The sequence below is a fragment of the Planctomycetia bacterium genome (genome assembly GCA_015075745.1).
GTDB lineage: Bacteria > Planctomycetota > Phycisphaerae > UBA1845 > UTPLA1 > UTPLA1.
Map to the genome: position 1 here is coordinate 706282 of JABTTW010000001.1, position 26764 is coordinate 733045.

Below are 26764 nucleotides of genomic sequence, written 5' to 3' on the forward strand. Positions count from 1 at the left end.
TCCTCTGGAAGTTATGACTGAGATTCCTGCAACATGGCCCGCGCCGCTTCAATCAGGTCGCCGCGCGGCGCCTCGATCTGCCCCGGACGCTCGCTGACCCACTGCGCACGGTCGCTGATCTTCGCGGCGGACTCCTTCCCCTTGCCCATGTTCTTCAGCGTCACCGTCCCTCGCGCCTTCTCGTCGCCGCCGCACACGACCACGACCGGAATCTCGATCTGGTCCGCATATTTGAATTGCTTGCCGATTCCCTTCTTCGAGCCCAGGTACATTTCCGTCGGGATACCCGCCCGCCGAAGCTCATACGTCATCGCCAGGTAGTCGTCGATCATCGCCTCATCGAGCACCGCCACCAGCACCTGCGCCGTCGACTTCCGCATTGGCGCCCGGCCCAGATGAACCAGCGCCGCCAGCAGTCGATCCACCCCGATCGACGCCCCCGTCGCCGGCACCTTCTCGCCGAGAAAGCGCATCACCAGCTCGTCATACCGACCGCCGCCCATCACCGACCCGAACTGCGGCGCATCCAGGAGAATCGCCTCAAACACCGGCCCCGTGTAATAAGCCAGCCCCCGCGCCACGCTCAGATCAAGCGTCACCCGATCGTCCCCATAGCCCAGGTTGGCAAGCTGCCGCGACATCCGCCCTAGTAAATCGATCTCCTCCTGCGCACCCGGCACCTTGCTGAACAGCTCCGTGAGTTGCCGAAGCACGTCATCGCGCCGGTCGCCCCGAATCGCAATGAACTGCTCAATGCGGTCCGCCTGCTCATTCGACAAGCCCAGCCCCGAGATCCAGTCGCCCGACTTATCCTTGTAGCCCGTCGTCAGTTCGCGGCGCACACCCTCGAGTTGAATCTTGTCCAGCTTGTCCAGCACCCGAAAGACGTCCGAGCCGACCCGCGCGATCTCCTCGTTCGCCGTCGCCTCAACCGGTCCGCCGCGCCTGCTGACAAACGTGTCCGGCACCTCGGCATACTTCAGCAGAAGGTTCAGCACCCGCCTGCTGGAGAATCGCACCTGGTACGCCCCGACGTCGAGCGCCGTCAGCGTGTCGCACATCGCCGAGATGATCTCGACGTCCGCCAGAAACGACTCAACCCCCACCGAGTCAATGTCGAATTGAATGAACTCGCGAAACCGCCCCCGGTCAGGCTTGTCCGCCCGCCACACCGGCGACACCTGATACCGCCGAAACGGCCGCGGCAACTCGCGATACTGCGAAACCACCCGCGCCAGCGGCACCGTCAGATCAAAGCGCAGCCCCAGCCGCTCGCCCGCGTCTTTCTCGCGAGGGTCATCTGGATTGCGTACATGAAAAATTGAAGAGCTGGATTCCTCGCCGCCGCTGCCCGTCAGCACGTCGAGGTATTCCACCGCCGGCGTTCCCAGCGGCACAAACCCATAGCTCTCATAGACCCCGCGGATCGTGTCGATCAGCCACTGGCGCGCGGCCATCTCCTGCGGCAATAAATCGCGCAGGCCGCGAAACAGACGGGCAGAATTCCTCTCCGACACGAAACCTCCATGAATCCTGGGAGGGGCCTGATCGGCCGCTAAGTGACTACCGGTGCCCGGACTCGAACCGGAGACCTTCTGATCCACAATCAGACGCTCTAACCAACTGAGCTACACCGGCGTAAAACCAGCTCCCGCCCACTGGGCCCATCAAAGCCCTCAGGCAGGACGCTTTATCTTAGCAAAGTTCATCCCCGTGTCGACCAATGGCCCACCGGCACGATCCAACCAATCGAACCGCGCCCCGCCCTACGCCGACGCAGCACGATCCGGCAGCGGATCGACCTCCGTCGGAGAACCCGCAATCGACATGGCCGTCTTGATGTCCTTCAGCCCGTTCCCTGTCACCACTGCCAGCACGTCCGCCGTCTTCGCAATCACACCGTCCATCACCGCGCGCCGCACCCCCGCAATCCCCGCAGCCGCAGCCGGCTCCGCAAAGACGCCCGCCAGCCGACCCGCCGACTTCATCGCTTCGGTGATCTCCTCATCGCTCACGCGGACCATCGCCCCGTTCGTCAGCTTCGTGAACTTGATCGCCTTGCGCCAATTCCGCGGCACCGGCACGTCGATGCTGTCCGCCAGCGTCTGCCCCGAAAAGTCCTTCGGCAATTCCCCCGTCTCAAACGCCCGCGCCACCGGGTCCATCCCCGCCGCCTGAACGCCCAGCACGCGCGGCAGCTTGCCGATGATCCCCAGCTCCTTCATCTGCAAGAGCCCCTTGGCCACCCCCGCGATCGTGCAACCGTCGCCGACACTGATCACCACCCAGTCCGGCTCGTGCCCCGCCGTCTGCTCGGCAATCTCCAATCCGCACGTCTTCTTGCCCTCGACCAGGTACGGGTTGATCGCGCAGTTCCGGTTGTACCACCCGTTCTTGTCGCACTCCGCCGTGCAAAGATCGTACGCCTGCGCATAAGTCCCCCGCACCCGCCGCACGTCCGCCCCATAGATTAAAAGCTGCGCAACCTTCGGCTCCGGTGCCCGCTGCGGAACGAAAATCGTCGCCGGCATCCCCGCCATCGCCGCATACCCCGCCAGGCTGCTCGCCGCGTTACCCGTCGATGCACAGGCAATCCGCGTCGCCTTCGCCTGCCGCGCATGAAGCACCCCCACCGACGACGCCCGATCCTTGAAGCTCGACGTCGGATTCTTCCCGTCATCCTTAATACGTAGCGCCCGGCACCCCGCCCATTCCGCAAGCCGAGGCGTGTACATGATCGGCGTCCACCCCACCGGCCACGCAAACGCCTCCTCATCCGGCTCAATCGGAAGCAGTTCGTGATACCGCCAGTGATTCAGCGGGCGATTCTCCAGCGACGCCCGCGTCATGCTCATCGCCACCCGCGGCATGTCATACTCAATATCAAGTATCGCAAAGGCGTCATTGCACGCCGGACACGTCCCCGCCGACTTGGGCGCAGACGCGCACTTGCCGCACACCACGCACGAAAGTTGTTTCACGAATCGCATGCCCGACAAGCTACCGGTCCGGCCCGCGCCACGCAACGCCCCCACCCGCCGGCCGCCCTCGCCCCATCCCATAATCTCCCATGCGCCGATAAGTTCCCTCCCCCGCCCACCGTCCGTCGCATCGTCGCATTTCCCCGCGCATCGCCCCTCTCTTGCGGCATATAGTCCTATCGAGGGATCGTCCAGCGCAATAGGCCGCAAGTGCCCCGTCGCGCGGACGCTGCATTTTGGGGGGAGAGATCATGAGGGGGAATTCGAAAAGCGCCCTGCGCCACGCCGGGGCAGCGGCCGTCTGTGCCATCATCCTGACATCCACCGCCGCCGCGCAGCAAAACTGCCCGACGCAAAGCGATCAGGCCGTCATCGTCCCCGCCGGTCGCCCCGTCGCCTTCCGTCTCTTGGTAAGCGACCTCGGCGCTGGCGACGTCAGCATCTTTCAATTCCCCGCAGGCGGCATCCTCCAGCAAACCGGCCCATCGCCGCTCGATTTCGTCTTCGTCCCGCAGCTCGACTTCCGCGGAACGACGGTCTTCACCTACCGCCTCACCCCGCCCGCAGGCTGTCCGCGCAGCGTCGTGCTCGGCCGCGTCACTCTCGCCAGTGGAAACGCCGGCAGCCTCGCCGAAGAAAACGAAACCACAGCGTCCGGTGTCGTCGATCCGCCCGCTCAGCCCGGCCTCTTCGACCTCATCGCCGCCGGACTCATCTCAAGTGCATGTGGTGTCGGAATTGTCCCGATGGGAATGGTCGCGGGCATGGCCATGCTGCTCGGCAAGCGCCGCGTTAACGCGAAGAACCGCCCCGCCAGATAGGAATCAGCACTCTACCGATATGGACTGATGCTTGGGTGAATCACCGCGCGACGGGCCCTGCGTCGTGGTGCTGCCCGGCGCCCGCGCGCTGGCGTTCGCCGTTTGAACCTTCTCCAAAAGCAGCCGCCAAGTCTCGCGCTGATGTTCGAGGATCTGAAGCGCCTCATCAATGTACGACGGCTCGTGACGGACGTTCGCCTCAACCAGCCGCCAATACACGAAGTTGTACAGACCGGCGAGCTGCTCGCACAGCTCCGGCTGAATCTCCGGACGAAGCCCGTTCTTCATCTCCGTCACGATCCGCTGAACGCGCAGCAGCTTCTCGCACGCCGTCTCCAGGTCCTTGCCCAGCATCGCCTCACGCGCCTGGCGCGCGAAGCGAATCGCCCCGTCATACAGCATCATCTGAAGCTGCTCGGGCGTCGCGGTCATCACCGCGTTCTGCAAATAGGCGTCGGATGCTTTCTGAGTCATATGGGTGCGCTGTCGTTGCCTCTCCCGCTTCTTGATCGGCGCATGACAAGACCGATATGAGCTTTACCCGGGCGAGAACGCTCAACCACCCGGCGGCGTCCGAAAACTAGCGCGATGTAGAAAGTGTGCTCAGGCCCAGTAGCGCCGTCTGCTGCGTCTGAAGTCGCGCAATAATCGACTCCGTCGCCGCGAACTGCGCCAGCAGCCGCTCCCGACGCCGCACGAGCAGCGTTTCAAGCTGAGTGATCCGGTTCGTCAGCAAGTCCTGGGAGCTCTGGATCGCGTCCTCCTGCAGCGCGATCACCCCGGTGTCCGCCTCAGTCAGAGATTTGATCTCATCCTGCAGGACCGTGCCGAATCCCGTCTTCTCCGTGGTGAAGAACTCCTGCACCGCCTGCGGGTCCGTCGCGATCGCATCGCGCAACTTCTGCTCGTCCAGCCGAAGCGAAGCCCCGGACTGCAGCGACACACCCAATCGGCTCAATTGCCGCAGGTCGCCCGATTCATTGACCCGCGAAATGATGCTCAGCAGCCGGTCCCGAACCCGCCGCGTCGTCGAGTCGCCGTTGAGAATCCCCCGCGTCTCCGTCTCCGCATTGAAGCTGCTGAGCTGGTCGATCGATGAAATCACCGCATTGAACGCCGTGACAAAGCTGGAGATGTCCTCCACGATCGCATTGACATTCCGCGACACAGTCACCGTCACCGGCTGCGTCGTCGTCGAAATCAGATCGAGCCGTACCCCGTCGAGCACCCCCGAAATACTGTTCGTGCTGCTGCTCAGGATCACCGGGTTCGCCGCGTTCGGATCGCCGAAGATCACCGTCGCGTCCCGTGCCGAGGAAAGCTGCTCAAACGACAACCCCGTGGCCCCCGTGTCCACTGCAAGCTGTCCCGCCGTCCCCGACTGGTTCGACGTCAGGCTCAGTCGAAACGGCTTCGACCCCGAGCCGTTGTTCAGAAGCGCCGACAAGACCGGCGCACCGGACGCCTTGATTTTCTCGATGACTTTGTTGAGCGAGTCCGACGCCGAGATCACCACCTTGCGCTCAAACGACCCGTCGATGAACGGCTCGCCCGAGGCCGCCGTCTTCAGAATGTTCAGCGATTTCGCCGTCGTGCTGCCCTCTTCGGTGATCTTAAGCTGCGCCCCGCCGCCGGCCGTGTCCTCAATCAACAGCCCGTCGCCGTTGTCGTTAATCCGCGCCGTCACACCGATGCCGCGCGAGTTGATCTCGTCGATCACGTCCTGAAGCGTGACCTCGTTCCCCTGCGTCAGATCGATCACGCCCGATTGACCCGAGCTGTCGGTTATCCTGAAAAGACCCCGCACAATCCCCCGTCCGCCGTTCAGGTCGCTCAGCCGCGTCGCGCCCGACAGGTACTGCCGTTGCAGATTGCCCGACCCGCGCTGCGAAACCGCCGCGTCCACTTCAATCTTCAAATCCGCCGCCGCGCTCCCCGTCACATCGCGCACCACGAAGTTCCCGGTCCCGCCGCTGGTATCCTTAAGCACAATCCCCAGGCCGGAATCCGAGACCGACGCCGTCACCCCCACCCCCGCGTTGTTGATCGCGCTGATCACATCCGCGAGCGATGTCGCCCCCGCAAGGTCGATCGTCGCCACCGCGCCGTTGCGATCAGTGATCTCCACCTCTCCCAGCGTCACCCCGCTGCCGCCGTTCAACGATCGAAGAAGAACCGAATTAAGCCCGGCCAGTAGTCGCCGCGACCCGATCTCGCCCCCGGCCGAAGCGCCGGTCAGTCCCAGATCGTCCAGCGCTCCCGAATCATTCAGCACCGCCAGCTCGAACGTGCCCGCGCCCGCCGTCGTATCCCGCAGCGTCAATCCCAGTCCGTCCGCCGATATCTCCGCGACCAGCTTGCCTTCATTGCCCGCCGCGAGGTTGATCACCCGCCGAACGTCGCCGAGCGTCTCAACGAAGAAGATGTCACCGCCGCTAAGGGTGCCGCTCGACGCCGTGCCCGTCAGTCCCAGCGCCCCGGCCGTGATGCCACCATCCACCTCATCAACCTTGAAGGCCTTGTCGCCCGTGGCCGCGTCATTCAAAATCAGCTTCGCGCCGCTGATCGTCACCGTCACGCCCGGCACCGTCGACTCGATCGCCGTCTTCACGTCCCCCACCGTCTGGGCCGCCGACAAGTCGACTTCCGTCTCCAGGCCGGCCCGATTGGTGATCTTGATCTTCCCGGCCGGCACGCCGCCGCCGCGATTGAGCAACGCCAGGTTCGTATCGCTCTTGAGCAGTGGCGACAGACTCAGGTTCAGCGTCGTCCCGTCGGCCAGCGTCGCCGAAAAGTCGTTCTGAGATTTCTTGGTGCGTACGCCGTTCCCATCGTTAAGCAGCGTCAACCGCGTCGAGTCCGACAGGCTCACCAGGTCCTGTCCCGTGATGATCCCGCTCGAGCTCGACCCCAACAGGCCCAGGTGCTGCGCCGTCCGGCCGCCGCCGATCTCCGTCACGCTCAGCGATCCGGTCGACAGCCCCGTCAAATCGGTCAGAACCAGATGGTCCCCCTCGACCCGCGCCGAAACCGAAATGCCCGCCGCGGAGTTAATCGCGTCAATCACGTCCTGAACCGTGCCCGCCGTCGTCAGATCGACGTCCGCTCCGGCCCCGGACCGATCAGTAATACGAAACTTGCCGCGCTGCACGCCGTCCTGCGCCCGCAGCGTGTCGAGCCGCGTCGATGCGTTCACCGTGCCCTGGCTCGACTCAAACGTCAGCGTCCCCGCGCCCACCGGCGATGCATCCGCCGTGGCGAAGCCGCTGGAAATCAACTGGTGCGTCGTCGCCAGGCTCTTCACGCTGAACGAAAACTGCCCTACCGCCGAGCCCGCCGTCGCCGACGCGACGATCGCGCTCTCGTTACTGCTCGTCGCCGTCGATCGCCGGAAAAACTCCGCGTTCGCCAGCCGCGTGCCGAGGTTCTGAATCGAAAGCAGTTGCGACGTGACCTGAAGGTAGGCGGCCCGACGGTTGGACAGATCGGTGAGCCGCGTCTGAAGCTGCGTAATCGGCCGGCGCTGAATCGAAATCAACGAATCGACAAGTTCCTGAATCGGAAGGCCCGAGATCAGCCCGTTCGCTGCGGAGATGGATGACATAATGGATGGTCCTTCGCGATGGTTGCCCCGCCGCGGCCGACGGCGTGTCCGTCAGCGCCGTGGTCCGAGCCGCGACCGTGAGGCGGCCGCGCGTCTCGAACGGAAGTCTTGTTCCTAAGCTGCCTCTAGACGCCCTCGGAAAACCGGCGATCGGACGGAGTGCTGTCCGATCGGTCAGTCTCGAAGCGAGGCTTGTCCGGTGTCACTGCGGTGTCCAGCGACAATGCCCGGAATCGCTTTCGGCCGTCGACGTAGCAGGTGAGGATACAACCCCGCTTGAGGCATCGCTGACGATCCACTGTGCGCGACGGCATGAAAGAACTCCTCAATCGGCGAGTTGCACTGCGCGATCTTCCGGCCGCGCCCCGCGCGAGCCGGCTACCCTATTCATCGGTAGAAACCGGGACGGAGTCGTAAGACCCCGTCGTCCGGTTTCTATCATCCGCTCCGGCTCGCGAAGCGGGCTTCAATGATTGGAGCCCTCAGGATCGGGACTTACCCCGATCGCCCTGCAATTATCGCAGGAGCGAGAGCACGTTTTGCGGGAGCTGGTTGGCCAGCCCCAGGATTTGCGTCGTGGACTGCACCAGAATCTGGGCTCGCGTCAGTCGAGACACTTCGCTCGCATAGTCCGTGTCGCGGATCGTCGATTCCGACGCCTGGACGTTTTCCAGGGCGATGCGCTGACTGTTGAGGTTGGTCTCGATCTGGTTCGCCTGGAATCCGCCGAGTCGTCCGCTCAGGATCGCGACTTGCGTGATCGCAGAAGAGACGATCGCCGCCGCCGTCGGGTGGTTTGCCGAGTCCGTGATGGCGGCCGTGCCTCCCGTTCCGATCGAGTTCAGGAACCCATCGACCGTGCTTCCCAGGTTGGAAGTGGTGATCGAGGGAATTCCGATGCTGATCAGACCGTCGCTGTTCACCTGCGGGCCGATCTGGAAATTCGCGCCGCCGCCGGTGATACCGAACGAGCTGCTCGAAAGCGTCGTTCCGAACGAGGTCGCCAGATCGACGACCAGGTCCAGTCCGCTCGACCGGATGCGCGCCACAAGTCCGTTGACCGAGGCCGCCTGACCGTTGACCAGAACGCCCGCATTGCGGCCGCGGTCTTCCGTATCGCCCTGATCGCCCGGAGCCACGGTAAACGTTCCGCTGATGGCTCGGACCGAGACGAACTCGTCGTTGCCGTAACTCGTGCTGTTAAACTGAAGACCGGTCGCGCTGCCCGTGCCGGTTGTGGAGATTGAAGCAGAGACACCGGTAAGCGTCTTGAAGCTGCTGATCGTGTTCGCGATCGAGCTGACCGTCGTGCCGCCGGTAAACGTGAAGATTTCCGTCCCCAGTCGGCCGCGGACCTCAAGCGTCACGTTGTTGCCGCTGGAAAGGGTGCTGGAATAACCCGACGACGAAAGGCCGTTCGCACCGCCGGCGGTAATGCCCAGCACAGCCGTCTGAGCCGACTGCGTCACCTGGATCGTGACCGGCAGCACCTGACCCGACGGAATCCTCGCTCCGAAGATCTGAAGTCGGGAGAGCTGCGAGGAGTTCTGGCTGCTCACCGTATAGCCGAGTTCGCCGTTCAGGAGCTTCTTCGTGTTGAACTGCGTCGAGTTCGCCACGCGGTTGATGCTCTCGAGCAACGAGTCGATCTGAAGCTGGTTCGCCTGGATCTCGTCTTCCGACAACGCGCCGGAGTTCGTCGAGGCGTTGACCAGACCCTTGACTTCCAGCAACAGCTTGGACACTTCGCCCAAAGCCGCGTCTGCCGTCGAGATGACGTTCACGGCGCGGGTCGAGTTGTCGATCGCCGCCGTGATGCCCCGGATCTCGCTTCGCAGTGATTCCGACGCAATCAAGCCCGCCGGATCGTCAGCGCCGCGATTGATACGCAGGCCGGAGCTTAGCCGCTCCAGGCGCGTATTCAGATCGTTCTGATTCTCGATCAGTTTGGTGATTGCCTGAAGTGCCGAGACGTTCGTATTGATGCGACTCATGGGTTCCTCCCTGAACACCCGCCGTCGTATTCATTGCGACGCGGGGGGACGGCACGCAACCGTGCATGCCGGAAAAGACCTAGTGCTGTTCGCGCCAATCATCCGTGAGCGTCGAACCAGCAGATCAACCGACCGTGCTATCGGGCCACCGCGCACCCGACTTTCATTAGTGGCCCCAAATTATTTTTCAGGCCTCACCCGCCGCCCCCGCACCAGCGCCGATCCCGGCAGATTCTGCGCATGACGCGACACATCCCTCGCCGATTCTCTCGCCGGCACAGCCCTTTATCAGACGATGGGCCCACGCCCTCATCGGTTTGGGTGAATCAGCGGATATCAAATGTTTTCTTAGACTTCGTCGCCGCGCGAAATGGATAGCGACGGCGGGTTCGATGGCGCACCCCGCGTCGGCCGGGCCGACTGCGACTTGGCCAGCAGATTGCCGCGCGTCAGGGCCCCGGCAATCTCAATGAATTCATCGTGATGCTGAGCCGTCCCCGCCGCGGCGCGGTTCTCGTCGGCAATGCTCATCGCCGACTGATCCGAACCCGACTCCCTGCGCACAAACGACGAAAGCTGCGACCGCTGCACGCTCACCTGGCTGGCGGCATGCCGAACGATCTCGATCGCCGTTTCAATGGATGTCAGAAGAATGGAAGACTGCCCCCCGGTCTGCAATGCGGAAAGCGTCCGATTCGGCGCCGGCCCCAGATCATCGGACTGCATCGGGCTGATCGGCAGGCTGCTCTTGGGTCCCCGCAGAATCGCCGGCGAACCCGACGGCTCACCGCGCGCCAGCAGGGGGCGGCCATCTACCTCAACCGCCAGCGCCATGCGATCGACCGCGCGGACCAACCCGTCCGCCGTCGACTGTATCTCCGCGATCTGTCGCGGCGAACGCCGGCCCGCCGCAATCTGCACCGCCCGATCGACAAAATCCATCAGCGTTGCGTGCATCCCCGCCAGGGCGACGTCCAGCTTCCTTGCAGTTTCTTCCCACTCCGCTTGCCCCAAACTCGATGGCGCCTGCGATGGGGCGGCCGATTTCGCCGGTGCATCCTCTACAGGCTCACTGCGCGAAATGCGCAGCCCCGATGGGTTCGCGGCCTTCGGCGCACGCCGAAGCGCAGTCGGTCTGGCAGCCAGCAGCGATGTGATTTCGTTTGTCTTCTTCGTCACGAAGAGGCCCCCCGAAGAAGTCGAGACTTTCTTCCTGCGAGTTCGTGAATCGCGCGATTGCCCATCCGTGAGCCGGCGCGATCGACGCCAGAATCGACCCGCTGCCCGCACGAAATTAGGTAATAGAATCGACTTCCGCCCACGCGGCTGATACGCCGGGCGTTATTGGAGCCGCTAAACAGAACAGGAAGAGACTGCCGTCGCGACGCCGCGCCACGGCGCAGGCGAGAGTATCGGGAGCCCGGGCATTTTTTCGGCAAGATCATTGGCAATGTCTTCCGCGACGCCCGGCGAGAGCGAACCTGCAACGATGCCGTCGACCGCGCTCGGATCGAAATCCGAAGTGCGCCGAAGTGATACGCCTCGCCACGTGGGTTCATCCGCGACGAAGTCGTAAACCGCATCCACCCGGATATTAATACTGGTAATGAGGTCGATCAAGAGTTCGCACGCTTTTCCACGCGTCCAAACAGCGACTTTTTCGATGCGCCCATTATCGGCCCACTCGATCAGCGCCGAACGCGCGGCACTCAGCCCCATCAAATCGGCAAATTCCGCCGAACTCAGCGGACGCCCGATTCTCTTCGCCGAGTCGATGCGCGCAAATCCCTCCCGCCGGCCCTGCTCAAACCCAACAAGCGCCGACTCGCGAATCGCCACGCGCCGGTATCGCTCCAGCGTCGACTCGATCAGGTCTTCTCGAAATACATCCGGCGCATAGCGCTGCCACAACGCAAGGTTGTTTCGCACCAATAGCCGCAACATGTTGTTGTTGTCGCGATTCTGACTCACCCGACGATGATGCACCACCAGCTCGCCGCGCGGCTCAATCGTCCACCCCGCCTTCCACAACCGGCAGGACAGATCGTACTCCTCAACGTAATACTCGAAGTCGATCGGATATCCCCCGCACTCAAGAAACGCACTACGCCGAATTGCCCCGCCGCAATTAAAATAGGTCCCCGGCACACCTCCCGCATCGTGGCGATGCGGAGAATCCGCCAATCGCACCCGACACGCAACCGCCCCCAGCCGCGGCCTCTCATCAAACAGCGCGACAATCTGCTCCACCACCCCCGCATCCGGCCAACTGTCATCGTCCAGCATCAAGAGCACGCGACCTCGCGCCGCCGCCGCCCCCAGGTTCCGCGCCGCGCACCCGAGATTCCGATCGAGATCGATCCATCGCACCCCGCCGAATTCCTCGCGCAGAGCCGTGGATACATCCGTCGATCCATTGTCCACCACAATGATCTCAAACCGCCCGTCAGGCAGCCCGTGCAGCCGGCCAAGCGTCTCGCCCAGAATCGCCGACCGATTCCGCGTCGGAATGATGATGCTGCAATCGCATCCCTCGCGACCTGCGTTCTCATTGTTGTTCGTCTTCGCCGACATCTTAATACCCGCCTGCACACACCAGCGTTTGACTGACTCCGTGTTTATCGGTTGAGCTGCAGCAGCCAGACGAGCACGACCCCGGCCTCTCACGCCCCAATTGCCCCCACCCCCGCCGCCAGTTAGCCTCTCCGGCATATTCGTACTTCGTCAATCGCCCGCAGCGCCCTGAATATTGGAGCCAAACCCGTGCCAAAATGCGTCGCGCTCCTTCGCGGTATCAACGTCGGCGGCAAAAACAAAATCGCCATGGCCGCCCTGCGCGACATGTTCGCCGCCATCGGCCTCCCAAACGCAAAGTCGCTCCTCCAAAGCGGCAACATCGTCTTTCAGCCCGGCCGCCAATCCCCATCCGCCATCGAAAAAACACTCGAAGCGCAATCCGCCAAGCGCCTCAACCTGCCCGTCGACTACTTCGTCCGCACCGCCGCCGAATGGAGCAAACTCATCGCCGCCAATCCCTTCGCCGCCGAAGCAAAAGAAGCCCCAAGCCACCTGATCGTCATGGCCTTCAAGGATGTCGTCGACGGCGGGGCGGTCAAAGCCCTCCAGGCCGCCGTCAAAGGCCCCGAGATCGTCCGCGCCAAAGGCCGCGAGCTGTTCATCTCCTATCCCGCCGGAATCGGCACCTCAAAACTCACCAGCGCCCTCATCGAAAAGATGATCGGCCAACGCGGCACCGCCCGAAACTGGAACACAGTCACGAAGCTGGAGCAATTGCTCACCGACGAAGCATGAAATGCTCGTCGTCCCCGGCGCAGATGTAAGAATGATTCATAGGAGGTCCGACAAATGACGCAGTCGCAGTTCCGCCAGATCGCCCTCAGCCTTCCCGAAGCCGTCGAAGGCAGCCACATGGACCACCCCGACTTCCGCGTCGGCGGAAAGATCTTCGCCGCCCTCTACCCGCGCGATGGCAAAACCTGGGGCATGCTCAAGCTCAAGCCCGATCAGCAGCGTCAAATGGTAAAAACAAACCCGGAGACCTTCGCCCCCATCCCCGGCGGCTGGGGCAAGGGCGGCGCAACCCAGGTGTGCCTGGCAAAGGCAAAAGCCCCCGCCGTCCGAAGTGCCATGATCATGGCATAGCGAAACACGGCCCCCAAAGCCCTCGTCGCCGAACACGGCCTGTCAGAAGATGATCCCCCCGCCCGTCCCAAACGCGGCTAAGCGCCGTCCCGATCACGCCCCCGCCTTCTTCTCGCTCGGCCCGCTCGTCGTCGCCTGCCCCTCACTCGACTCGCTCGACCCCGCCCCCAGATGATGACCGTCCAGCAAGTGACCAAGCTGCGTCGCCAGCATCTCGTCGATGTTCGCCTTCGCCCCGATGTTCACGTGCCGAACGATGCCGTCGTTCGTCACCACGAACATCGTCGGAAAGCTCGACACCTTGAACATCCCGCCGACCCGGTTGCCCGGGTCCATCGCCAGCTCCAGCCGCGAACCGATCGAATCAAAAACCGCCTCCGCCTCCGCCTGCGTAAACGCCTTGCGCATCGTCTCGTTCACATTGACGAACCGCACCCCCATCGACTCAAACCGCGATCGCACGCTCTCCACCTTCGGAATCTGCCGCTTGCAGAACCCGCAGTTCGGCGCAACGAAGTTCAACACCGTCACCGGGACCATGCCGATTTCCGAATTCGAAATCGCCCGCCCCACCACCGTCGTCTCCAGCTCAAATCGCGGCGCCGGCTTGTTCGCCATCTCCATCGCCGGTCGCGGAGCAGCCGCCGTCTTCGCCCCCGTCGCCCCGCTCGGCTGGGCGCTGCCCCCCGTCGGACGAATAGGAACCTGAAACGTTCGCGGACGCGGCGCGTCGGCCTGCACCGTCACAATATGTCCCTGCTGCGGCATCGCATAACCCACGGGGAACTCAAGAACGATTCGGTACAGTCGATCCGGGATCGGCTTCTGCAGCGCCACCTTGATCTTCGGATCATCGCACGTCGCCGCTGTCACGGTCAGCGCATCAGGCCCCCGATTCGTGATCTGCACCACCTTCCGCGTCGGCGTCTTCTGATCCGCAAGGCTCGGCAGCATCACCACCGTCGGCGATATCTCAATCGGCTCAGGAATGTAAGCCGCCGCCATCAACTCAACCCATGGCTGCTCGGCCAGCCCCGTCTCCATCTTCACCGTCTCGCGCACCACCCCGGGCGCCATCGGCCCCGACGCCGTGATAAACAGTTGATACTCCATCCCCGGATTCGTCTCGACAAGCTCGTAACCAAACGACGCCTTCTCCGGCGGGTGCATCGTCACTCTCAGTCCGCCACTGCCCAGGTTGGCGATCGTCACCACGCGCGTCTCAATCGACTCGCCCAGCAACCGGCCGAACGATACCGACGGCGGCGTCACCCGAACCACCTTCGGCGGCGGCGCGGCAGCCGGCTGACTTGTGGCCGCCGCCTGCCCAAACGCCGCACCCGGCAGGGCGACGGCGAATGCTGCAAAAAAAGTAACGGCCCGGATCTCTGACAGGCCCCTGATCAAAGCGCGTTTGCTGCACGACATGGTCTTATGGTCCCGCAATTCGACGAACGGCCCGCCTTGAAGCTTTCGAGCCCCATCATGAGCCGCCTCGGCAACATAATAGCCGAATTCCCGGATTGTTCTTCCCGCACCCTTGAGCTCGGTACGGGCATCGTTTGCCTCATTCCGAGCCGCGACCGTCAGGGAGTGGGCCAGTTGCGCTTGATCGCTGCAATACTCTGCAAAAAAAAATCAAGCGCAACCATTCCTTTTTGCTCGGTACTGCTACCGCGTGGGTGGTACGGCCGTCTCGGCCGTCAGTTTTTCTCCAGACTGTACCAATACCTTTAGCTCCGCCGCTCGGCCAATAATCTCGCCGACACAAAACCCGTAAGCACAATCGCACACGTGCCGAACACGATGATCAGATTCGAATGGATCGGACTCCACAGCCGCTCCGGCAATCGCGACCCCGGCGAAAACGTCAGCCAGATTATCACGCAAAGCCCAACCAATACGCCGATCGCCGCCGCCTTCGATCCCGCCCGCTTCGACAAAAGCCCCAGCAGGAACAGCCCCAGCATCCCCCCCGCGAACACACCCGACAAAGTCCACCACGCATCCAGCACGCTCCGCACCCGCAGCATCGCCAGCGCCGCCCCCGTGCCCACCATGCCCCACCCCAGCGTCGCTCCATGCAGAAACCGCATCGCCTGTCGCTCATCCATCCCCGGCCGCACGTACCGCTGATACAAGTCGTAAAGAGATACCGTCGCCGACGAATTCAAACTGCTGTCCACCGAACTCATCGCCGCCGCAATGATCGCCGCGATCACCAGCCCCGCCAGGCCCGCCGGCAGTCGCCCCGCAATAAAACTCGGAAACACCCGATCCCCGATATCCCGATCGCCAAGCCGCCCGGCCATCTCGCCCACGTTGGCCTCCGTCAATTCCTTTCCCTCAAGCGTCAACCGATGCTCCGCCACCCGCTGCTTGATCGCCCCCAGCTCATCGGGATGTACCCGGTAAAACGAAAACAGCGATGACCCGATCACCAGGAAGAGCAGTGACACCGGAATGTAAAGCAGCGCCCCCAGCCACAGCGACTGCGCCGCCGCCGCATTCGACTTCGCCGTGTGATAGCGCTGCACGTAATTCTGATCGATCCCGAAATTCGTGAGATTGATGAACAATCCATACACCAGCACAACCCAGAACGTCGAACGCGTCAGGTCCGCCGAAAAACCCCCCAACCCCAGCTTCCCCTCGTCCCACGCAATCGACAAAGCCTGCGTCGGCCCCTCCGGCATCCCCATCAAAATAATCACCAGCGCCACGATCGCCCCGCCGAGCAGAACAATGCTCTGCGCCACGTCCGTCCAGATCACCGCATCGATTCCCCCCAGAAGCGTATAGACCGTCGTCGTGAATCCGATGATCAGAATGATCGTCCGCATGTCCCACCCGGTCAGCGGCCGAAGCGCCAGCGCCACCCCGAACATCACCGTCCCCATCCGCGCGATCTGCGTCAGCAGATAGCAAGTCACCGCATACGTCCGCGCCCACGCCCCAAACCGATGCTCCAGATGTTCGTAAGCCGAGATCGCCCCTCCGCCTCGATAAAACGGCATGAAGTATCGGTGCGCCGCCAGCGCCGCGACCGGCAGCGACAAACTGAACGCCAGCGCATTCCAGTCCTCGCCGTACGCCTTGCCCGGCAGCCCGATGAACGTATTACTCGAAAGATAAGTTCCAAAAATCGAAAGACCGACCGCCCACCCCGGCAACGCCCCGCCCGCCGAAACGAACTCTTTGGCCGTGCGGCTCTTTCGAAAAAATGAACACCCGATCGCCAGAATCCCGGTAAGATAGCAGCATATCACGACCAGATCGGCGGTCCGCATGGCTGAGTCCTATCTCCTTAAGCGTCCCGCCGACGTCGCGTCCGTCAGATCCGCCGCCCGGCTTGTGCCCCGGCGCCAAACTAATACGCTTGTGCAAGGATCGTGTCCATTGCGGTTCTCATTGCAACGAAGCAGTCGCCCCCCACCCGGGTACCATGAGCCTCCGGCCCGTCCCGGGTAGCATGGGCCTCCGGCCCGTGCGTATCGCCTGACCGAAATCGAACCAACTGCTTCGTTCGCACGATTACCGCTCTAACGAACTAACATCGAACGCACCATTCCAACGGGTGGCCCACATGAACGAATCCTACGAAAACATCATCACCAGTTTCCCACTCTTTCAGGGCTTCACCCCGGCCGGGGCGAAGATGCTGCTGGACCGCGGCGAAGTCAAGACGCTCCCCGGCAACCAGACATTATTCAAGGAAGGCGACCCGCCCGCGGCCGTCCTCCTCGTCCTCACCGGCATGCTCGATGTCTTCGTCGAACGACACGGACGCGACATGGTCCTCACCCAGGCCGGCCCCGGCGCTATCGTCGGTGAACTCGCCGTCCTCTGCGGCATTCCCCGATCCGCCTCCGTCCGCGCCAGTGGAGACGCCGTCGTCCTCGAATTGTCCTCCAAGTCCTTCCGAAGCCTCCTCCTCAGCGATGCCTTCCTCTCCGAACGCGTCTTCCGACAATCGCTCCGCACCCTGATCGACAAGGAACAGTCGCTGATCGAGTCCGTCTCAAAGTCCGTGGCCAGTTAAGCCGCAATCGTCTCGTTTCGCAGGCCCAATTGACAGAATCCCGGCCATCGCCCTACACTGCGGGGCTTTTGGGTTGGCAACTAACGGCTGCTAAATCGTTTTCGCAGCCGCCGATTTGAGGTTCCCGGTTCCCACCTGATACTCGCCCGGCGTTTCGTGACCGGTCATCAAGGAGCTGCGATCATGGCGACGAAATTCGTTTACTTTTTCGGAAACGGCAAAGCCGAAGGCCTCGGCACTCAGCGCACCCTGCTCGGTGGCAAAGGCGCCGGTCTCGCCGAGATGACAAACATCGGCCTGCCCGTCCCCGGCGGCTTCACCATCACCACCGAAGTCTGCAAGCAATACTACGACTGCGGCAGGAAGTGGCCCAAGGGTCTCGAAAAGCAGATCCGCGACGCCCTCGCCAAGCTCGAGCGGGCCTGCAAGAAGAAGCTCGGCGACGCAAAGAACCCGCTCCTCGTCTCCGTCCGCTCCGGCGCCGCCGCCTCCATGCCCGGCATGATGGAGACCGTTCTCAACCTCGGCCTCAACGATCGCAGTGTCGAAGGTCTGGCAGCCAGGACCGGCAACGCCCGCTTCGCCTGGGACTCCTATCGCCGCTTCATCCAGATGTACTCCACCGTCGTCGTCGGCCTCTCCAAGGACATCCTCGAGAGCAAGCTCCACGACATGAAGCACCGCGCCGGCGTGCAAACCGACATGGAGCTCTCCGCCGAAAACTTCCGCGAGCTCTGCGGCCAGTTCAAGCAGTTCTTCCGCGAGCAGACCAGCCGCGACTTCCCCCAAAACCCCTGGGAGCAGCTTTCCGGCGCCATCAACGCCGTCTTCGGCTCCTGGATGGCCGAGAAAGCCGTCAAATATCGCGAAGTCGAAAAGCTCCACGGCCTGCCCGGCACCGCCGTCAACATCTGCCAGATGGTCTTCGGCAACATGGGCGAAGACAGCGGCACCGGCGTCTGCTTCACCCGCGACCCCAGCACCGGCGAGAACATCTTCTACGGCGACTTACTCATGAACGCCCAGGGCGAAGACGTCGTCGCCGGCATCCGCACCCCCATCAAGCTCGAAGAGCTCGGCCGCTACAACAAGGAAGTCTACGAGCAGCTCTGCGGCGTCCGCGTCATGCTCGAAGCCCACTACAAAGACATGCAGGATTTGGAGTTCACCGTCGAGCAGGGCAAGCTCTACATGCTCCAGTGCCGCACCGGCAAACGCAGCCCCGCCGCCACCTTCAAGATCGCCGTCGACCAGGCCACCAAGCCCCTCCTCTCAAAGGCCGAGGCCGCGCGCTTCGTCAAGAAGAAGTATCTCCCCAAGCGCTACGCCGCCATCGCCACCAAGCCCGTCATCAGCAAGGAAGACGCCATCCTCCGCATGAAGGACGTCGACATCGAGCGGCTCTTCTACCCCATCATCGATCCCCAGTTCGATTCCAAGTCCCTCTCCGTCCGACAGCTCGGCGCCGGCATCAACGCCGTCCCCGGCGCTGCCTGCGGACAGATCGTCTTCACCGCCCCCCAGGCCGAACGCTGGGGCGCCGAAGGCAGGAAGGTCATCCTCGTCCGCAAGGAAACCAGTCCCGAAGACGTCGGCGGCATGCACGCCGCACAGGGAATCCTCACCGCCACCGGCGGAAAGACCTCGCACGCCGCCGTCGTCGCCCGCGGCTGGGGCAAGTGCTGCATCGTCGGTTGCGCCGCCCTCCAGATCGACGAAAAGAACGAGCGCATGTCCATCAACGGCAAGACCCTCAGCGCCGGCGATTATCTCACCCTCGACGGCTCCGCCGGCGCCATCTACGAAGGTGAAATCGACCTCGTCTCCCCCACCCTCCCCAACGAGTACTACACCCTAATGAAGTGGTGCGACGAACGCCGCCGCCTCAGGGTCCGAACCAACGCCGACACCCCCTACGACGCCGAGAACGCCATCAAGATGGGCGCCGAAGGCATCGGCCTCTGCCGCACCGAGCACATGTTCTTCGACACCGAAGAACGCCGCCTCGCCATTCAGGAGATGATCGTCGCCGACACCGAGTCCGACCGCCGTCGCGCCCTCGATCGCCTCCTCCCCTTCCAGCGGCAGGACTTCATCGGCATCTTCGAGGCCATGAATGGTCGCCCCGTCACCATCCGCCTCATCGACCCCCCGCTCCACGAATTCGTCCCCCACACCGAGGACAAGCAGCGCGAGCTGGCCCGCTACCTGAACAAGGACTACGACGTCGTCCTCCGCCGCGTCGAAATGCTCCACGAGTCCAACCCCATGCTCGGCCACCGCGGCTGCCGACTCTGCATCACCTACCCTGAAGTCCTCGATATGCAGGTCCGCGCCATCATCGAGGCCGCCGTCGAGTGCCGAGGGCGTGGCATCAAGGTCGCCCCCGAAATCATGATCCCCCTCACCATCGACGCGAAGGAACTGAAGATCCTCGCCGACCGCACCCGCGCCATCGCCGACGAAATCCTCAAATCCGCCGGCGTCAAGGTCCCCTACCTGGTCGGAACCATGATCGAAACCCCCCGCGCCGCCATCACCGCCGACAAGGTTGCCGAGGCCGCCGACTTCTTCTCATTCGGAACCAACGACCTCACCCAGATGGCCATGGGCCTCTCCCGCGACGACGCCGGCCGATTCCTCCCTGACTATGTCAACCTGGAAAAGGCCGCCATCTTCGCCGACGATCCCTTCCAGACCCTCGATCGCGAAGGCGTCGGCATGTTGGTCAAGCTCGCCATCGCCGGCGGCCGGTCGACGAAGAAGCATCTCAAGATCGGCATCTGCGGCGAGCACGGCGGAGACCTAAAGAGCGTCCACTTCTGCCACGAGGCCGGCATGGACTACGTAAGCTGCTCCCCCTACCGCGTCCCCATCGCCCGCCTCGCCGCGGCCCAGGCCATGATCAAGGAAAAGTCCGCGTCACGCGCCAGGCCCAAGCCCGCCAAGAGCAAGAAGAAGTAATCACTCGGCCCCGTCGCGAATTTCAGTTGTGCAAAGCCAATTCCCCCGCGCCGGGTTGCATGGGCCTCTGGCCCGTGCGAACCCCCCTCCGCGCCCCGCCCCCCGGGGTAGCATGGGCTTCCAGCCCGTGCGAATCCCCCGCGCCCCGCGCCCCGCGCCCCGGGTAGCATGGGCCTCTGGCCCGTGCGAATCCCCCGCGCTCCGCGCACCGCCCCCCCCCCGGGTAGCATGGGCTTCCAGCCCGTGCAAACCTGAATAATCAATCGCAGGAATGAATTGCCATGAAAGCGAGAAATCGGCCCTAATTCATCGCCTGATCGACGCTCGCCACGATCTGAAAGACATCCGACAGCCGCGACAGCTTGAACACCTCTTCAATGTTCGCCGGCAGCGCCGCCATGCGCAGCACGCAATTGCGCGTGTCCATGCTCTTCTTCAGCCGAAGAAGCGCCCCGATCCCCGCGCTCGTGATCGCCTTCAACTCGCTCAAGTCAAGCACCACCAGCGTCGGATTGTGCGACGCCATGCGCGTCGCCTGCTTTTCAAACTCCTCCATCTCGCCGTAGCCGAACTGGCCCGAGAGCTTCAGCAAAAGCCCCTGGGGCTGTGTCGACAAATCGCACTGCAGATTGCTCATCTTCGCACCCGATTCCGTTGATCCCATCGCCCGCCCCCGCTTTCCTCACATCTTCGTCACGTCCACGTGCACCACGAGCTTCGTCTCCGCCGAACCCAAAAACTCCCCGCGCGATGCCGCGATCAACACATGCGCAAAATCCTGGCACACCCCCTTGCGCGCCGTCAGGCAGTCATCAATCGCCAAATCCACCGGCCTCCCTGCCGGATCGGAAGACTCCGGACCCACGCAAAGCATAACCGTCGCGACCGAAATCGAAAGCCCCGGCGTCATGCTCGAACGGCATGACGATGATCAACGTGACAACGCTCCCCTCGGCGGCGAGCCCGCATGCGCCACCACGTCGGCGCATCGCTCTTTCAACGTCAGAAAGTCCTGAATCTCGCCGATCTCCTTCGGCAGACCGCTCGCCCCCGTCAGGTTCGCCGCCTTCTGCCGAAGCGCCACGATCGACAGCCACAGAATCTTCCCTGTCGGATAGGACAATCCCAGCAGCATTACCCCCAACCCGAGGAGCCGCAGCGTCCACGCATCATTCGTCGAAATGTCGCCGCCCGCCCGAAGATCGCTCTCAATGCTCGCCAGCGCATTGGTAATATCCCGCACCTGCGTGCGAACCGCCGATATGCTCGCGTCCGAGTCGTGTCCCGCCCCCGAATGAGGTGCCACGCATCCGGCACTCCCCAAGACCCCCATCCCCATCCCCATCCTCACCATCGCCATCACCGTCCCTAACCGAGTCTGCCGCGTGTTCATCTTCCCCTCCTTCCACCAAACCCCCACCGGGCATCGCCCCCGCGCGATGCCCGCCCACCCAATGTCAAACTCAACCGAATTGCCCCCCGGCACCACGGACTTCCAGCCCGTGCATATCACGCGTGCCCCAGGGTAGCATGGGCTTCCAGCCCGTGCGCATCACGCGTGCCCCCCGGGCACAATGGGCTTCCAGCCCGTGCGTATGAAATGATCCCCTCCAAACAAATGACGTCATCCAAACGAAATCGCGCTACCGCGCAGACGTCTCATCGCCCGCCGGTTCGTCCGCCCCCGTCTGCTCGCTCATCCACTTGTCGAGCAAATCGTAAATCATCTGCGTCCGCTTCGACGCCGTCAGACTCGAATCCCGCCAGATCGCGTCGATCCGCTGCTGCACGCTGTCAGGCACCACCCGGTCCAGCCCCCCGTGCATCGCCGCCGTCACCTGCCCGCTCACCCCCTCGTATTGCGCCACCGCGTAATACTCAACGCCGCCCGATACGCGCAGCCCCGGATTGATCACTTGCCCGCCCGCGGCAATCTGACCAGTCCCGCTCTCCGACAAACGCGCCGCCGTATCTCCCATGATTCCCCGCATCGCATCCATGATCTGGGCATGTTGATTGAACAGATTGGAGCACCCCATAGTCGGGATCACCCCCGCCGTCACCACCGTCAAAACAAAACCGTTCACACATTTGCATCGTCGCGCCTTCATGGGTTCCTCCTTCGTGACAAGCCGGCGTGGGCAGCCTCCCGCCCCTCGCATCCGACACCCATCACCCTTGCTCCCCGTGCGCGCCGTCATCACCGTTTTTCTCGGGTCCTCCCATCTCCCCCTCGTTGATTCCCGCCCGCCTGTCCGCCTATCCTATAAGGGGAGGTAGATCCCGCACTCCAACCTGCCTGATATGACGGACCATCATCAAATGAAATTCTGCAAATCGGCCCTCCTCGTCTTCTGCCTGCTCCCCTTCTGTGCCATGAACGGCAACTGCGGCGGCATCGTCATCGGCCCCGGCGGACAGGTCTGCACCCAGATCGCCGTCGCCTCCGTCGTCCTCAATGTCCGCAACCCCTCCGGCCAGGTCGTCCCCACCGCCCGCGCAACTTTTCGGGTCGGTAACAGCCAGGAAATCATCAGCGAGTGCAACGGCAATTGCGGAAACTTCGTCATCATCTACGAGGTCGCCGGCAACTTCGACATCGACGTCACCTCGCTCGGCCTCCTCCCCAAAAACGTCAAGGTCGGCGTCGCCCTCGACCAGGCCCAGTGCCACCCCGTCACCAAAAACATCACCGTGATGCTCGATGCCGACCCCACCACCGCCGCCCTCTTCGGAGTCTGGCGCGCAACCAGCGGCGTCTTCGGCGACTCGATCCTTCGCTTCGGAACAAACGGCGAGATCATCGGCGCCATCCTCATCGACCGCACCATCGCCGGAGATCGGAATTTCTATATCGCCTACAACAACCGCGCCATCCGCGGCGTCCCCAACCAGCAGATCTTCCAGGCCTTCGTCCAGGAACCCACCCGCGTAGGCAACGTCTTCACCTTCGAAACCACTACCCTCGGCAGCCCCGTCGGCTTCAGCAACGCCTCAATGTCCGCCGACTTCCAAACCCTCTCCGGCACCCTCGGCGGCCAACCCGTCTCCTACCGCCGCCTCTCCGAAATCGAGATCCCCAACGCCATCCGCAGTCCCTGACGCACCGCCGCGTAAAAAAAAGAGCCGCGGGTCTCCGCGGCTCTCGTGAATCTAATCTATTTTCCGTCAAAGTCGCCTACGAAAGCCCGCCGACCTCAAACTTCACGAACGCCGTCACGGTAAACCCGTTCTCCTTGGCGAACTGCTGAACGCTCTTCTTGTCGTCCATCACAAACGGCTGCTCCAGAAGCACGCGCTCGCCATACCACTTGTCCATCTTCCCTTCGACAATCTTGTTCAAAATCTGCTCCGGCTTGCCCTTCGCCTCACCGGCCGCCTTCTCCCGCGCCTCCGCGGCCGACGCGGCATTCACGTCGCCTCGCGTCAGGCCCGCGATGTTCAGCGTCGAGGCGATGTGCATGCAAACATGCCGACCCGCCTCGCCCGGCGCCTTGTCGCACGCGATCGCCGCCCCGACCTTGCCGTTATGGTGAACGTAGCACGACCCAATTCCCTCGATCCGCGCCGCCCGCTTCAGACCGATGTTCTCCTTCAATCGGCCGAACGCATCAACCAGGTGCTCCTGCAAGGTCCGGCCGTCCTTCGCCTTCGCGCTCTTCAGCTTCTCGGCATCCGTCACCCCGCTCGTCAGCACCGTCTCCGCGATCGAGTTCGCCAGCTCTTTGAACGAGTCGTTGCCCCCGACGAAGTCCGTCTCACACCGCAACTCGACCAGCGCCGCCCCCTTCTCGTTCGCAAACACGCCGATCCGACCGTTCGCCGTCTCCTTGTCCGCGCGATCCGTCATCTTGTCCGCGAACTTCTTGCGAAGGATGTCCATCGCCTTCGACTCGTCGCCCCCAGCCTCGACCAGCGCCTTCTTGCAGTCCATCATCGCCAGATCCGTCTTGGCTCGAAGACTCTGTACCTGTTGTGCCGTGATTTCCGCCATGGTGTCCTTGCGTCTCCCTGAATCTCTTTCAGATATCGTTCTGATATTCGATGGTTGTGGGTGGATCTCGCCCGAACCGCCGACCGACTCGGCCGGTCCATTTGCAACGGGGCTGCGTCCCGGACAAATAAATCCTCGCAGCCGCCTTGCGACGACCCCGCGGACCATCATCCGTTTACCTGTGTCGTTGTCTCACGCGAGGGCCGGCGCCTAAACGCCGTCCGGAACCTGATCGGGCGACGCCGCCTTGGACGAAGAGGGAACCGTCTCCACCGGCATCGAAGACGAAACCGCCTCGCCGCCGGCCTCTGCGCCCTCTTCCGCCATCTCCGACGTCGTCTTCCGACGCGACTTCCGCGGACGCGCACCGCCCTGCTCCTCAGTAGACTCGCTCGGCGCCGGTCGGCCGCGCTTGCCCTCTTCGATCGCATCAGCCAGTTGCGTCATCAGCAGATCAATCGCCCGCATCGCGTCGTCGTTCGCCGGAATGAGAATATCCGCGACCCCGGGATCGCTGTCCGTGTCCACGACGCACACCGTCGGAATGCCCAGCTTCTGGGCCTCCTTCACGGCAATGTGCTCGCGACGAACGTCCACGATCAAGAGCGCACCAGGCAACCGGGTCATCTTGCGGATGCCCTCAAGGTTGCGCGTGATCTTCTTGCGCTCGCGGTCTACGACGGCCCGCTCTTTCTTGGTGAGTTCGTTGATACGACCCGACTTCTCGAGGTCTTCCAGATATTCTAGTCTGGCAAGACGAGATCGGATCGTCTTAAAGTTGGTAAGTGTGCCGCCAAGCCACCGTTCATTGACGTAGTGCATGCCTACGCGCTTGCTCTGCTTTTCCACGGTCTCCCGCGCCTGCCGCTTGGTCCCGACGATCAGCACGTCCTGACCCTGCGACACAATCGCTGCGAGAAATTTCTTCGCTCGAAGCAGACCCCGGATGGTCTCGCGAATGTCGATGATGTGAATGGAATTCCGCTTGCCGAAAATATACGGGGCCATTTTGGGGTTCCACCGGCTCACCCGATGACCAAAATGAATGCCCGAGTCAATCAACTCGCGGACCAACGCCGATGCCAATCGTCACCTCCCGAAACACGTTTTCAAGTTTGTTCTGATGATGGTAGAACGCACGAAGCGGAGTCTACGCGGAAACCTACAGCCTAAGCCGCAAGTCCACCTCAGTCAAGGAGATAATGCAGCCCACCAGGCGCTCGTCACATCGCGCTCGCCCAAGCATTTTCACGCCATCGCCGCATGATTCTCCACCCTCCGTTTCCCCTCATTTCGCCGATCCTGACCATGGAAAATCGCATTCGCATTCCGCGCCAACCTCCCCCGCCTCGGCCCCTTCCCACACCCACCATCCAACCGACCAACCGCCTCCCACCTCACACGTCCGATATCTACCACCCATACCCCCTCTTAGGGTATAAACCGGCCATACCTTGGGGGTGGTCATTCACCCCGATCGATCCCGGGCTCGCGAAGGGCCATGTGATTTCCATGAGTCAAGAGCCCGCAGCCCATCGAATCTTCATCAGCGCCGCTGAGCAAAGCGCCGACGAGCACGCCGCCGCCCTCATCCGCGCCTATCGGGCATCCCACCCCGCCGCCACCTTCGCCGGTCTCGCCGGTCCCGCCATGCGCGCCGCCGGCTGCTACTGCTTCCACGACATGACCGCCAAGTCCGCCATGGCCTTCGCCGCCCTCGGCCGCATCCCCGAGGCTCTGCGCCTCCTCCGCAACCTCGCCGACTACCTGCGCCACGAAAAGTTTGACGCCGCCGTCATGGTCGACTCCCCCGCGCTGAATCTCCCCATCGCCAAGAAATGCCAACTCGCCGGCACCCCCGTCCTCTACTACATCGCTCCGCAAACCTGGGCCTGGGGCTGGCGATGGTGGCGAAACAGGCGCGTCCGCAAGCGCATCAATCGCATCGCCTGTCTGTGGCCATTCGAGGAGGAATACTTCCGCGACCGCGGCATCCGCGCCGACTACGTCGGCCACCCCTCCTTCGACCACCTGCTCGGCGTCACACCTTCCGACGAAGACGTGAATCGCCTTCGCGATAACGCGAGCCCGCTCATCACCCTGCTGCCCGGCTCGCGCCGTCATGTCATTGAAGAAGTATTGCCCGGCCAGCTCGACGTCGCCGCGGCCCTGGCGATTCGTCATCGCGGCATCAAGTTTGTCGTCGCCGCTTCGAGCGAAGAGTCGCGCACGCTCATCGAAGCAATCATTCGCGGCCGCGCCCGCACCCTGCCGCTGAGAATCGTCGAAGGCGCGCTCAACCGCGCCGCCGCCATCGTCGCCGCCGACATCGTCCTCGTCGCCTCAGGAACCGTCACGCTCGAAGTGGCCTATCGCAACGCGCCGATGATCGTCATGTACAACGGCAGCGCACTGGCCTACAACCTCATCGGCCGCTGGCTCATCACCACCCCGCACCTGTCCATCCCCAACATCCTCGCCGGCCGCGAGATCGTCCCCGAATTCATGCCCTACTATCGAAGCGTCGACCCCATCATCGCCACCGCCGTCGAATGGCTCTCCACCCCCGGCAAGCTCGACAAGGTCCGCCACGACCTCGCCGCCACCATCCAGCCGCTCGTCAAATCCGGCGCCGCCGAAAACACCGCGTCGATCCTCGCCGACATGCTGCGCAGTTCACCGCGCAAGTAACCCGGCCAGT

At 63.1% G+C, this 26764-nt stretch carries 23 protein-coding genes and 1 tRNA gene; 7 read left to right on the top strand and 17 right to left on the bottom strand.

Annotation, left to right across the window (positions count from 1 at the left end):
- Window positions 1-11 precede the first annotated feature (11 nt).
- The 3 genes from hisS to thrC form a co-directional block, all read right to left on the bottom strand.
- Entirely contained in the window at window positions 12-1517 is a 1506-nt protein-coding gene (gene hisS, locus HS101_02790; GenBank protein MBE7505192.1) for a histidine--tRNA ligase, read from the bottom strand.
- A 47-nt stretch (window positions 1518-1564) separates the two neighbouring features.
- Window positions 1565-1638 (bottom strand) — tRNA-His (locus tag HS101_02795).
- A gap of 128 nt (window positions 1639-1766) precedes the next feature.
- Complete coding sequence (gene thrC, locus HS101_02800; protein ID MBE7505193.1) at window positions 1767-2990, bottom strand: threonine synthase; 1224 nt, start codon at window positions 2988-2990, stop codon at window positions 1767-1769.
- Between the two features lie 242 nt (window positions 2991-3232).
- Here thrC and HS101_02805 point away from each other — a divergent pair, with 242 nt between their 5' ends.
- Window positions 3233-3802 carry a hypothetical protein gene (locus tag HS101_02805; protein MBE7505194.1) on the top strand — a complete coding sequence of 190 codons (570 nt, stop codon included), beginning with the start codon at window positions 3233-3235 and terminating at the stop codon, window positions 3800-3802.
- Window positions 3803-3805: 3 nt separating this feature from the next.
- On the opposite strand, the gene fliS is transcribed toward HS101_02805, so the two are convergent.
- The 6 genes from fliS to HS101_02835 all read right to left on the bottom strand — a co-directional run bounded on the left by fliS (window position 3806) and on the right by HS101_02835 (window position 11974).
- Window positions 3806-4276 (bottom strand): flagellar export chaperone FliS, encoded by a 471-nt coding sequence (gene fliS, locus HS101_02810; protein ID MBE7505195.1) that lies wholly within the window; start codon window positions 4274-4276, stop codon window positions 3806-3808.
- A gap of 106 nt (window positions 4277-4382) precedes the next feature.
- Window positions 4383-7406: a flagellar filament capping protein FliD gene (gene fliD, locus HS101_02815; protein ID MBE7505196.1), complete on the bottom strand. Its 3024-nt coding sequence runs from the start codon at window positions 7404-7406 to the stop codon at window positions 4383-4385.
- 125 nt (window positions 7407-7531) lie between these two features.
- Window positions 7532-7720 (bottom strand): hypothetical protein, encoded by a 189-nt coding sequence (locus HS101_02820; protein ID MBE7505197.1) that lies wholly within the window; start codon window positions 7718-7720, stop codon window positions 7532-7534.
- A gap of 201 nt (window positions 7721-7921) precedes the next feature.
- Window positions 7922-9400, bottom strand: coding sequence for a flagellin (locus HS101_02825; protein MBE7505198.1), 1479 nt, complete (start codon window positions 9398-9400; stop codon window positions 7922-7924).
- Between the two features lie 348 nt (window positions 9401-9748).
- The gene (locus HS101_02830; protein MBE7505199.1) at window positions 9749-10579 is read right to left on the bottom strand and encodes a hypothetical protein; all 831 of its coding nucleotides are present in this window, start codon (window positions 10577-10579) and stop codon (window positions 9749-9751) included.
- Window positions 10580-10753: 174 nt separating this feature from the next.
- Window positions 10754-11974 (bottom strand): glycosyltransferase, encoded by a 1221-nt coding sequence (locus tag HS101_02835; GenBank protein ID MBE7505200.1) that lies wholly within the window; start codon window positions 11972-11974, stop codon window positions 10754-10756.
- 189 nt (window positions 11975-12163) lie between these two features.
- On the opposite strand from HS101_02835, the gene HS101_02840 reads away from it, so the two are divergent.
- Together HS101_02840 and HS101_02845 are read left to right on the top strand one after the other, a co-directional pair.
- Complete coding sequence (locus HS101_02840) at window positions 12164-12712, top strand: DUF1697 domain-containing protein (GenBank protein ID MBE7505201.1); 549 nt, start codon at window positions 12164-12166, stop codon at window positions 12710-12712.
- A 54-nt stretch (window positions 12713-12766) separates the two neighbouring features.
- A complete protein-coding gene (locus HS101_02845; GenBank protein MBE7505202.1) occupies window positions 12767-13063 on the top strand; it encodes an MmcQ/YjbR family DNA-binding protein in 297 nt (98 codons plus the stop codon).
- 93 nt (window positions 13064-13156) lie between these two features.
- Here HS101_02845 and HS101_02850 read toward each other — a convergent pair whose 3' ends face one another.
- Both HS101_02850 and HS101_02855 read right to left on the bottom strand, forming a co-directional pair.
- A complete protein-coding gene (locus tag HS101_02850; protein ID MBE7505203.1) occupies window positions 13157-14491 on the bottom strand; it encodes a TlpA family protein disulfide reductase in 1335 nt (444 codons plus the stop codon).
- A 305-nt stretch (window positions 14492-14796) separates the two neighbouring features.
- Window positions 14797-16353, bottom strand: coding sequence for a sodium:solute symporter (locus HS101_02855; GenBank protein ID MBE7505204.1), 1557 nt, complete (start codon window positions 16351-16353; stop codon window positions 14797-14799).
- A 296-nt stretch (window positions 16354-16649) separates the two neighbouring features.
- On the opposite strand from HS101_02855, the gene HS101_02860 reads away from it, so the two are divergent.
- Together HS101_02860 and HS101_02865 are read left to right on the top strand one after the other, a co-directional pair.
- Window positions 16650-17105, top strand: a complete 456-nt coding sequence (locus HS101_02860; GenBank protein MBE7505205.1) for a cyclic nucleotide-binding domain-containing protein — start codon at window positions 16650-16652, stop codon at window positions 17103-17105.
- A gap of 180 nt (window positions 17106-17285) precedes the next feature.
- Window positions 17286-20069, top strand: a complete 2784-nt coding sequence (locus HS101_02865) for a pyruvate, phosphate dikinase (protein MBE7505206.1) — start codon at window positions 17286-17288, stop codon at window positions 20067-20069.
- A 301-nt stretch (window positions 20070-20370) separates the two neighbouring features.
- Here the strand turns inward: HS101_02865 and HS101_02870 are convergent, their stop codons facing one another.
- From HS101_02870 to HS101_02885, 4 genes are all read right to left on the bottom strand, one after another.
- On the bottom strand, window positions 20371-20706 hold the full coding sequence (locus tag HS101_02870) for an STAS domain-containing protein (GenBank protein MBE7505207.1): 336 nt from the start codon (window positions 20704-20706) through the stop codon (window positions 20371-20373).
- A gap of 45 nt (window positions 20707-20751) precedes the next feature.
- Complete coding sequence (locus HS101_02875; protein ID MBE7505208.1) at window positions 20752-20892, bottom strand: transglutaminase domain-containing protein; 141 nt, start codon at window positions 20890-20892, stop codon at window positions 20752-20754.
- A gap of 108 nt (window positions 20893-21000) precedes the next feature.
- Window positions 21001-21375 carry a hypothetical protein gene (locus HS101_02880; GenBank protein ID MBE7505209.1) on the bottom strand — a complete coding sequence of 125 codons (375 nt, stop codon included), beginning with the start codon at window positions 21373-21375 and terminating at the stop codon, window positions 21001-21003.
- Between the two features lie 337 nt (window positions 21376-21712).
- Complete coding sequence (locus HS101_02885) at window positions 21713-22180, bottom strand: hypothetical protein (GenBank protein ID MBE7505210.1); 468 nt, start codon at window positions 22178-22180, stop codon at window positions 21713-21715.
- Between the two features lie 211 nt (window positions 22181-22391).
- Between HS101_02885 and HS101_02890 the strand changes: the two genes are divergently transcribed.
- Entirely contained in the window at window positions 22392-23171 is a 780-nt protein-coding gene (locus tag HS101_02890) for a hypothetical protein (GenBank protein ID MBE7505211.1), read from the top strand.
- A gap of 76 nt (window positions 23172-23247) precedes the next feature.
- Here the strand turns inward: HS101_02890 and tsf are convergent, their stop codons facing one another.
- A complete protein-coding gene (gene tsf / locus HS101_02895; protein ID MBE7505212.1) occupies window positions 23248-24063 on the bottom strand; it encodes a translation elongation factor Ts in 816 nt (271 codons plus the stop codon).
- A 210-nt stretch (window positions 24064-24273) separates the two neighbouring features.
- A complete protein-coding gene (gene rpsB / locus HS101_02900) occupies window positions 24274-25149 on the bottom strand; it encodes a 30S ribosomal protein S2 (protein ID MBE7505213.1) in 876 nt (291 codons plus the stop codon).
- A gap of 426 nt (window positions 25150-25575) precedes the next feature.
- Between rpsB and lpxB the strand changes: the two genes are divergently transcribed.
- Window positions 25576-26754, top strand: a complete 1179-nt coding sequence (lpxB, locus tag HS101_02905; protein MBE7505214.1) for a lipid-A-disaccharide synthase — start codon at window positions 25576-25578, stop codon at window positions 26752-26754.
- Window positions 26755-26764: the final 10 nt, after the last annotated feature.